The organism is Brevibacillus thermoruber 423, assembly GCF_000454065.1.
Taxonomy (GTDB): domain Bacteria; phylum Bacillota; class Bacilli; order Brevibacillales; family Brevibacillaceae; genus Brevibacillus; species Brevibacillus thermoruber.
On sequence record NZ_KE695653.1, the window covers coordinates 110,441 to 118,056 of the forward strand.

Sequence of the window (7,616 nt, forward strand, 5' to 3'; positions counted from 1 at the left end):
AAGGAGGTTTTTATGGAATCGATTTACGAAAAATATGGTGGCGAAGAAACGATTTCTAAAGTGGTCGATTACTTTTATGATTTGGTTTTAGCTGATGATACTGTTAACCACTTTTTTAAGAACACTGACATGGAGAAACAACGTCGCCATCAAACTAAGTTTATTAGCTATGCGCTAGGTGGCCCTAATCAATATACAGGTCGGTCTATGTCTAAGGTTCACGAAGGTATGAATATACAACCTGTTCATTTTGATGCGATTGTTAAGCATCTACGCGATGCTCTTGCGCACTTTGGTGTAAGTGAAGGTGATATTGACGAAGCCTTGAGCAAAGTGGAGTCATTAAGAGACGACATCTTGTACAAATAATTGATTGTCCGAACATGTAAAGACATTTTACTCGTCCCTGTAGAAGGGGCTTTTTTTATTACATTAACAACTGTGTTAAATGACATCTTCCGGAATCTTTTTCTTGCATTTTTCGCATTTTACATGTGACCTACCTGACCAGGACAAGTTGTGTCGCATTTCATGTCTGTAGCCGCACAGCGCTTTTAGTGATTTCTTGTCCATGGACTGTTCCCGAACCACTTTTGACAAGGCCAATTAGTTTTGGCATTGAATCTCCCCCATTTCACTCTTCGTGTGTTGTGTTAAATCATCGTTGTAACCGACCTTTTATCAACCATTAAAAAAATCCTAAACTGGCAATAATGCTATTGAAGGTAAAGGAGGTCGGCAAAAAAGTGAAAACAACAGCTATTGGATCATTTTTGTTTGGTATAGGTATTATTGGGATGCTTGATGGAATCGTATTTCATCAAATTCTACAGTGGCACAGTGTTAATATGCACACCGATCGAGTACACCAAATTATGAGCGATGGCGTTTTTCATTTATTCGTGACCTTAGTAATATTTGTTTCAGGAATTATGTTATGGAAAGGTAACCCTCAAGACAAACCAAGTACTTTCTGGGGCAGCTTCTTAATAGGTGCCGGCACATTTAATTTACTTGAGGGTATAGTTAATCACCACATATTGCAGATTCACCATGTCAAGCCAGGGGCCTACCAATTCCTTTTCGACATTTCATATGATGTTCTCGCACTACTACTACTTATCACAGGATGGTTATTACGGCACCGAACAACCTCTGTTTAACATAATTACCGATGTGTTAAGCGACCAATTGGTACGCCGCCATGCTTATTGCTTTTGGCGCGGTTTCAGCGACGGCGCATTCGGCCCCGAAATATGCGACAAACGGCTCCTTCCCACTTTCAGAAACAGATAAAGCAATACGGAAAATCTCGAAGTAGAATTCCGTGTTTAATCGTTCCACAATCATCCACGCATCGGCAATGTTTTGGAGTGGGTTCCAACTATCTACTTGGGCAGAAACGTCCCGTCCATCAGCATCCACCCAAATGATTGATAGCCCAAGATTGACTTGCTTCCACCCCATCACCTTCGTTGCCAGCGTTTCAATGATCTGCTGTTCGGTCATACCCTTGACCCTCCTTGTTTTCTTTTACAAGCTTGTCTTTGATAAACGCTCCTCTCAGAGTCAGCCGGTACTGCCCCCGCGTATCGGGTTTCTTCTCAGCCAATCCCTCGCGAATCAATACCTTTAGTGGCAGATTGACGTATGACGCCGTGTGGTATCTGTCAACGCCGACTTTACTTTGACCCACCATCGCCGGTTTTGAATTGACCCACCCGGCGATTTTTGTTGGTTAGGTAGAAGAGGGGGAGCCGTAGGCTCCAGTCCTCATTTTTTCACGTAGTCGGTAACTGTTACCTCTAATATTGACGATGTGGGAATGGTGTAAGAGACGATCCAGAATAGCTGTAGCAAGTATCGGATCACCCATCAGTTCCCCCCATTCACCAAAACTCTTGTTACTGGTCAACAGAATACTCCCTCTCTCGTATCTTGCACTTACTACCTGGAAAAAGAGGTTAGCTGCCAAACTGTCAAACGGTAAGTAGCCAATCTCGTCAATAACGAGGAGCTTTGGTCGAATATAGATGCGGAGGCGTTTATCCAGCCTGTTTTCCGCATAAGCTTTTCGCAGATCCTCGATGAGATGCGAGAGACTGACAAAGTAAACGGATATCCCTTGCGAGATGGCTTCTACAGCCAACGCCACCGCCAGATGACTTTTTCCTACTCCGGGAGGCCCTAAGAACAAGACATTCTCGTGTCGGGTTACGAAAGTCATCGTGGCCAACTCTCGAATCATCCGTTCGTCAATGTTGGGTTGGAAAGTAAAATCGAACTCCTCCAGTGTTTTTCGGTAAGGCAAGTGTGCGAGTTTGGTGCGTACCTCCATATTCCGTTTCTGACGTTCCGCTATCTCTGCATCTAGAAGCATGTTGAGAAAGGACAGATAGGTGGGCTGTCCATGGCTTGCCGCTTCCAAATGGGCATCTAAGAGTAGAGCCGCTTGCTGAAGTCCAAGTTCCTCGAGACGTAGCCGTGCCTGTTCCAGTTCGATCATGTTCCCACCCCTGTCAGCTGCTCATAGACATCCAGCGAACGCACTTCCACTTGCTGCGATGAAATCTGTCGGGCTTGCGGACGTGGATAAGCATATCCTTGAGCGATCGTAAGACCTGCATACTGGTTTTCGCAAAAAACAGTTGCACGGGATCGATAGACCTTTTGGTGTCGGGAAATACATGTGCCGTCGGCCCAGATTTCCACCCACCCATTCACTTCTCGCACGGTTACCTCACGTCCACTGTACCTCCATGGAACCCCATATCGCACACCATCGTAGCTAACAAATCCGTCTCGGCTGACCTGTCTGGGTTCATGCAGATATTTTTCCCACCGATCAACGGAAGGGATGGGCGACAGATTTTCCTCACGGAGTCTGTCGGTGGGACGTTCACCGGTTGTTCCATGAATACGGCGGTTAATTCGTTCGCACCAGTGAAGGGCTTGTTGATTGAGATCCTGTAAATCAACGAAGCGCTTGCCAGGAAGAAAGTTGTTTTTTACGTAATGAACGCCTCGTTCCACTTTTCCCTTTGTTTCAGGGCGGCGGACTTTACATACTTTTGGAACAAGCCCAATCGCCGCAGCAAAGTCGGCAAAAAGCGGATGCCAGCGGGGTTTTCGATCGTCTCCCATACCAAGTACGACTGTTTTCATCTGATCGGTCAGCATCACTTTAGGGATACCCCCAAAGTATTCAAATGCATGAATCAAACAGCGCAGAAAGCTGTAGATGTCACAACGCTTGGTAAATTCAATATAGGTGGCACGAGAGTACCCCAATACCATGACAAATACCGGCACTTTTCGGACCGTACCGTCCAGATCTACATAATCACACAGTCCCCAATCAACCTGGGCGTATTCACCAGGTTTCGTCTCGTAACGAAGAACAGCGGGAACTTGTTTGGGAGGACGGAAGTCCTTCACATAGTCTTTCAGGATGGTGCGCCCTCCGGTGTATCCCTTTTCTTGTAGAAGCTCGAATAAAACCTCACAGTTATAGATACCCTCTTGGAGCCGTTCCTGCAGGAACGGTTTGAATGGATCAAGCTTGGAACCACGAGATCTACGGGTTCCCTTTTCGGGGATAAATTCACCCCGGAGATATCGGCGAACTGTATTTCGAGAATTCCCCGTTAGACGGGCAATTTCACGAATACTCTTGCCTTCTGCCCTCATGGTATGTAACGATATCACTATCCCACTCCTTAGCATGTGTCTCCCTCCGAAGTTGTCTTGGCGGACTATTTTCGAAGGGGATATATTCGCTAAGGGTGGGTCATTTTCATTCCGGCGAACCTGGGTCAATTATATCCCGGCGGTGACAGTATCCTATCTTGCTTGCGATCTGCGCCGGCGTCTGCCACCCATTGGTCAGTGCCAGCAGTACGGCCTTTTGTTTTTCGGTCAGTCTCATATCGGTCTTGCCTCCCTGAACTTTTGTGATCCAGGAGCAGCCGCAGACGGCCGCTCCCTATATCGCCCTTACAACAGCCCAGAGTCAATCAGAAGCACTTCGCTCTTCTCTCTGTGGAACTTGTCCAAAGTCTCGGAAACCGGCATAAAGTCTCCGTCCTCCGACTCGCTTCTGGCAAACTGGATAAGCGCGTAATCCCGATCCACTTCCTTGATCTCTTCGCGCAAAGTGCCGTCGTCATCGGCTACTTGCTCCACATAGATTTCAATCGCCTTCTCTACCGTTTCTGCTTTCACCAAGGCGTAATATGGAGAATGGATTTCAAAGTATTTCATGGTTCTTTCCTCCCTTATCTGAGTAACTATTTTGTAAAATTAGAGGTCTAGTCACCTTTGATGTCAAACTAAATCAATCATGCGTAATCAGGTGGGTGAATCGATTTGACAAAGGTTCCTGTTGTCATTATTTTTCTTCTTAATTTTGTGATTGGTGTCCCAGCGTATCTCGTATTACAAATATCTGGTGTACTTTTCTTTGGAATCGGATTATTTGGTCCACCTCTCCATCCACCTGCATTTGAATATCGTGCCCTTGGAGTTTTGATAGCTGTAGGGTATTTATGTCTACCGTTATTGGGAACAAAGTGGTTGATTTCCGACTCCCCTTACAAATTTGAGTATTGGGTGGCATCCCTTTTTAGTTTCGCTGTGGGGGTGATGGTTAGTTTTATCATCTCGTGAGCAAGTTTTCACGTTACACATCGTGTTAAACACCTTAGACCTGCTCCCCAATGCAAGCCCTCCAATTTGGAAACACTATACGGTGATAGGAGGTCGAACCAACATGGGGACTAATGAAACCAAGAAAACTATGCGGTTTTGGATATTTTCCGGTGTTGTTGCAATCGTCGCTTCACAGCTGCCACTATTACTGAAAAAGAAGCAACTCGACAATCAAGCGCAGCAGCAACAACAAAAAAGACCTTGGTGGATAAAGATGCTTATATGGGCACTTATAGCAGTTACAATTTGGATTGTTATTTGGTTGTTCAACATTTTTACTTAATCCATGCCCTCATTTAACAAATTGAAACTTGTATATAATTCCCATAATAAATCTCGAGCTCCCTGTAAAAGATACATTTGGGTCAAATCTTTACAGTTAGGAGAACCCAAATGGATCTTACAACTTTAATCAATGCTGGGAGGACAGTTATGGGAATTTTAAGCGGAAATCCACAAAACGAGCCAATGCATTACGGTGAAGTCTTTGGTGTTTGGAGTTACCTTACCGTAACCAAAGGATTGTTGGCAGGTTATCAAACATTCATTAACCACACTGGCGACAAGGATTTACGAACATTTCTTGAAGACTTAACGCAAAATATGAAGCAGGAAATCGAGCAAATTGAAAATTTACTCAAAATCAACGGAATTGGTTTGCCACCCTCTCCACCAGAACGTCCAACAGCAACTTTAGAAAGCATCCCTGTTGGTGCAAGGTTCAATGATCCAGAAATTGCAGCTCGTGTATCTTTAGATATTGCTGCTGGATTAGTATCATGCAGCCAAATTATGGGACAGTCAATTCGTGAAGATATTGGGATGATGTTTGGTCAATTCCATATGTCGAAAGCAACATACGGAGCCCGACTGTTACGTATTAACAAAGAGAAGGGATGGTTAGTTCCTCCACCACTTCATCTGCAAACACCCGAACCTGCCCATGTATAAAGTTTTTCAAGAAGGCTACCCTAGATATGGGGTGGCCTTTTGTCTTTTTACATGATGAGCATCTTGTTAAATAACCCGAGCTGCACACCTGGCAGCGAGAAAATCGTCTGCTGCTCCATCTGGTTCACCGCTACAGGATTGATCCAAAGGACCTCTCTTCGCCTGTTGCCGCCTTCCGCCTTGGCGACTTTCGTGCTTTTTTCTTTTTCTGCCTTCAGATGAAGCTCGACTATTTCCCCGATCGTGATCACATTTCGTCCAAGCGGTCGATCCGCATCACAAACAAGCTCAATAACTCCCGCTGCAGTGGTCAAATCCTTCATGCCTCTTACGTTTCAAGTGGACAGCCACCGTCTCAATTGGAAACGTCTGAGCATCCAGGAAAAAGAGGCTCACCTCTTTTCCGCATCCTTGCTCCTGGATGAACTGAGTTTTGAAGATGGAATGACAATTGATCAAGCAGCAGCCATTACCGGCTGTCCTCCCAAAATCATCGAGATATGGCTTCACGAACAAACCAAAGCAAGACATGGTTTTTCTTTTTAACCCACAAACAGAACGTATGTTTGTATTTTTAGGAGGCGACTATCGTGAGTCATTGGTGTGTTCATGACACCAGCTAACTAGCTAAGAATCAGACAAAACCTGGGGAAAGGAGAGTTCGCATGATCGCCTTATTCGAAGCCATTCAGGAATTCCTTACATACTTGAAAGTGGAGGTGAATCGCAGCGGCGAGACCATAAAAGGATACGAGAAGGATTTATCCCAATTCCATCGCTACTACCTTTCCCAATGGAAGGTAGAACCCTTCGTCGATGAAATCGAAACGCATCATTTACGTACATTCCTTCGGTACTTGACTGAGGAGAAAAACTACAAGACCAACAGCATCATTCGGATGATCGCAACATTTCGCTCCTTCTTCCGTTTCCTCGAACGGGAGGAGTACATTCAGAAAAACCCAAGCAACCGCCTCCAGGCACCCAAGAAGCCGGAGAGCATTCCCAAATACCTGACCAAAGAAGAAATCGAAAGGCTCTTGTCCGTTATTAATCAAAACAAAGACAAAGGAAAACGAATCTACACCATCATTCAAACCCTTCGATATACCGGCCTGCGGATTTCCGAACTGACCAACCTCAAGATCGAGGACGTAAACTTTGAGGAAGCGTCGATCACCGTGTGGCATGGAAAAGGAGACAAATACCGGATCATGTGAAGATCAGCGATAAAATCCCCAATAGAATCGGTTGAAAATTCCCCATTTTCATCGCAGACTCTCTCCTTGGAGGAGAGAGAAATTATGGTAAAGAATGGGGAGTTTTACATGATTCACGAGATGAGGAAACGTGGCATGAGTATTACTCGGATCGCGCAGGAAATGGGGAGGGATCGAAAAACCATTCGTAAGTGGCTAAACAAGAAGGAACCTGAATCCTATCAGCGAAAGGTCACTCGTCTCGGCAAGCTGGATCCGTTCAAGGATTACGTTCGCCGCCGAATGGAGGAAGGTTGCCTGAATGCGAGAGTTATCCTGGAAGAAATCAAGGCAAAAGGGTATACCGGTGGGATTACCACTCTGCGAGTCTTCATGAAACCGTTCCGGCCCACCGTCATCAGCAAAACCACCGTCCGATTTGAAACAGATCCCGGATACCAAGCCCAAGTCGATTGGGGACGGTTTACGGTGGACTGGCACGGCAAACCAAAACGGCTCTATGCGTTTGTCATGGTCCTCAGCTATTCTCGCATGATGTATCTGGAGTTCACTGAAGATGAGAAGTTGGATACGCTCATCAGTTGTCACCATCGGGCTTTTGAGTATTTTGGAGGGGGTACGGAGGTGATGCTGTACGACAACATGAAGACCGTTGTGAAAGACAGAGATGAACAGGGCCATCCCGTCTGGAATGAGCGTTTTTCCCGATTTGCCAGCCACCACGGCTTCCTTCTT

At 45.6% G+C, this 7,616-nt stretch carries 12 protein-coding genes; 7 read left to right on the forward strand and 5 right to left on the reverse strand.

The window, feature by feature from the left end:
• Window positions 1–12 precede the first annotated feature (12 nt).
• Entirely contained in the window at window positions 13–369 is a 357-nt protein-coding gene (locus M516_RS0117880) for a group I truncated hemoglobin (protein ID WP_029100328.1), read from the forward strand.
• Window positions 370–713: 344 nt separating this feature from the next.
• Window positions 714–1,163 (forward strand): DUF2243 domain-containing protein, encoded by a 450-nt coding sequence (locus tag M516_RS0117885; protein ID WP_051188289.1) that lies wholly within the window; start codon window positions 714–716, stop codon window positions 1,161–1,163.
• A 16-nt stretch (window positions 1,164–1,179) separates the two neighbouring features.
• Here the strand turns inward: M516_RS0117885 and M516_RS23880 are convergent, their stop codons facing one another.
• The 4 genes from M516_RS23880 to M516_RS0117915 form a co-directional block, all read right to left on the reverse strand.
• The gene (locus tag M516_RS23880; RefSeq protein WP_035290176.1) at window positions 1,180–1,509 is read right to left on the reverse strand and encodes a BC1872 family protein; all 330 of its coding nucleotides are present in this window, start codon (window positions 1,507–1,509) and stop codon (window positions 1,180–1,182) included.
• Window positions 1,510–1,738: 229 nt separating this feature from the next.
• Complete coding sequence (gene istB / locus M516_RS0117895) at window positions 1,739–2,506, reverse strand: IS21-like element helper ATPase IstB (protein WP_029097781.1); 768 nt, start codon at window positions 2,504–2,506, stop codon at window positions 1,739–1,741.
• Window positions 2,503–3,726, reverse strand: coding sequence for an IS21 family transposase (istA, locus tag M516_RS24955; RefSeq protein WP_081656422.1), 1,224 nt, complete (start codon window positions 3,724–3,726; stop codon window positions 2,503–2,505). Before istA (M516_RS24955) ends, istB begins: the two co-directional genes overlap by 4 nt.
• Before the next feature lie 270 nt (window positions 3,727–3,996).
• Window positions 3,997–4,263, reverse strand: coding sequence for a hypothetical protein (locus M516_RS0117915; protein ID WP_029100330.1), 267 nt, complete (start codon window positions 4,261–4,263; stop codon window positions 3,997–3,999).
• A 508-nt stretch (window positions 4,264–4,771) separates the two neighbouring features.
• Here M516_RS0117915 and M516_RS0117920 point away from each other — a divergent pair.
• On the forward strand, window positions 4,772–4,993 hold the full coding sequence (locus M516_RS0117920) for a hypothetical protein (RefSeq protein ID WP_029100331.1): 222 nt from the start codon (window positions 4,772–4,774) through the stop codon (window positions 4,991–4,993).
• 110 nt (window positions 4,994–5,103) lie between these two features.
• Window positions 5,104–5,661: a DUF3231 family protein gene (locus M516_RS24960; RefSeq protein WP_081656594.1), complete on the forward strand. Its 558-nt coding sequence runs from the start codon at window positions 5,104–5,106 to the stop codon at window positions 5,659–5,661.
• Between the two features lie 47 nt (window positions 5,662–5,708).
• On the opposite strand, the gene M516_RS0117925 is transcribed toward M516_RS24960, so the two are convergent.
• On the reverse strand, window positions 5,709–5,984 hold the full coding sequence (locus M516_RS0117925; protein ID WP_029100332.1) for a hypothetical protein: 276 nt from the start codon (window positions 5,982–5,984) through the stop codon (window positions 5,709–5,711).
• Between M516_RS0117925 and M516_RS25275 the strand changes: the two genes are divergently transcribed.
• The 3 genes from M516_RS25275 to istA (M516_RS26025) all read left to right on the forward strand — a co-directional run.
• Entirely contained in the window at window positions 5,983–6,207 is a 225-nt protein-coding gene (locus tag M516_RS25275; protein ID WP_152523433.1) for a hypothetical protein, read from the forward strand. The genes M516_RS0117925 and M516_RS25275 overlap by 2 nt on opposite strands.
• Before the next feature lie 119 nt (window positions 6,208–6,326).
• A complete protein-coding gene (locus tag M516_RS23885; protein ID WP_035290270.1) occupies window positions 6,327–6,881 on the forward strand; it encodes a tyrosine-type recombinase/integrase in 555 nt (184 codons plus the stop codon).
• 108 nt (window positions 6,882–6,989) lie between these two features.
• Window positions 6,990–7,616, forward strand: a 627-nt coding sequence (gene istA / locus M516_RS26025) for an IS21 family transposase (protein ID WP_238551002.1), incomplete at its 3' end; no start/stop codon positions are given.

Coding starts and splice junctions, on each gene's coding strand:
- M516_RS0117880 (WP_029100328.1), top strand. CDS start 13: ATGGAATCGATTTACGAAAAATATGGTGGCGAAGAAACGATTTCTAAA.
- M516_RS0117885 (WP_051188289.1), top strand. CDS start 714: ATGCTATTGAAGGTAAAGGAGGTCGGCAAAAAAGTGAAAACAACAGCT.
- M516_RS23880 (WP_035290176.1), bottom strand. CDS start 1,509: ATGACCGAACAGCAGATCATTGAAACGCTGGCAACGAAGGTGATGGGG.
- istB (WP_029097781.1), bottom strand. CDS start 2,506: ATGATCGAACTGGAACAGGCACGGCTACGTCTCGAGGAACTTGGACTT.
- istA (WP_081656422.1), bottom strand. CDS start 3,726: ATGCTAAGGAGTGGGATAGTGATATCGTTACATACCATGAGGGCAGAA.
- M516_RS0117915 (WP_029100330.1), bottom strand. CDS start 4,263: ATGAAATACTTTGAAATCCATTCTCCATATTACGCCTTGGTGAAAGCA.
- M516_RS0117920 (WP_029100331.1), top strand. CDS start 4,772: ATGGGGACTAATGAAACCAAGAAAACTATGCGGTTTTGGATATTTTCC.
- M516_RS24960 (WP_081656594.1), top strand. CDS start 5,104: ATGGATCTTACAACTTTAATCAATGCTGGGAGGACAGTTATGGGAATT.
- M516_RS25275 (WP_152523433.1), top strand. CDS start 5,983: ATGCCTCTTACGTTTCAAGTGGACAGCCACCGTCTCAATTGGAAACGT.
- M516_RS0117925 (WP_029100332.1), bottom strand. CDS start 5,984: ATGAAGGATTTGACCACTGCAGCGGGAGTTATTGAGCTTGTTTGTGAT.
- M516_RS23885 (WP_035290270.1), top strand. CDS start 6,327: ATGATCGCCTTATTCGAAGCCATTCAGGAATTCCTTACATACTTGAAA.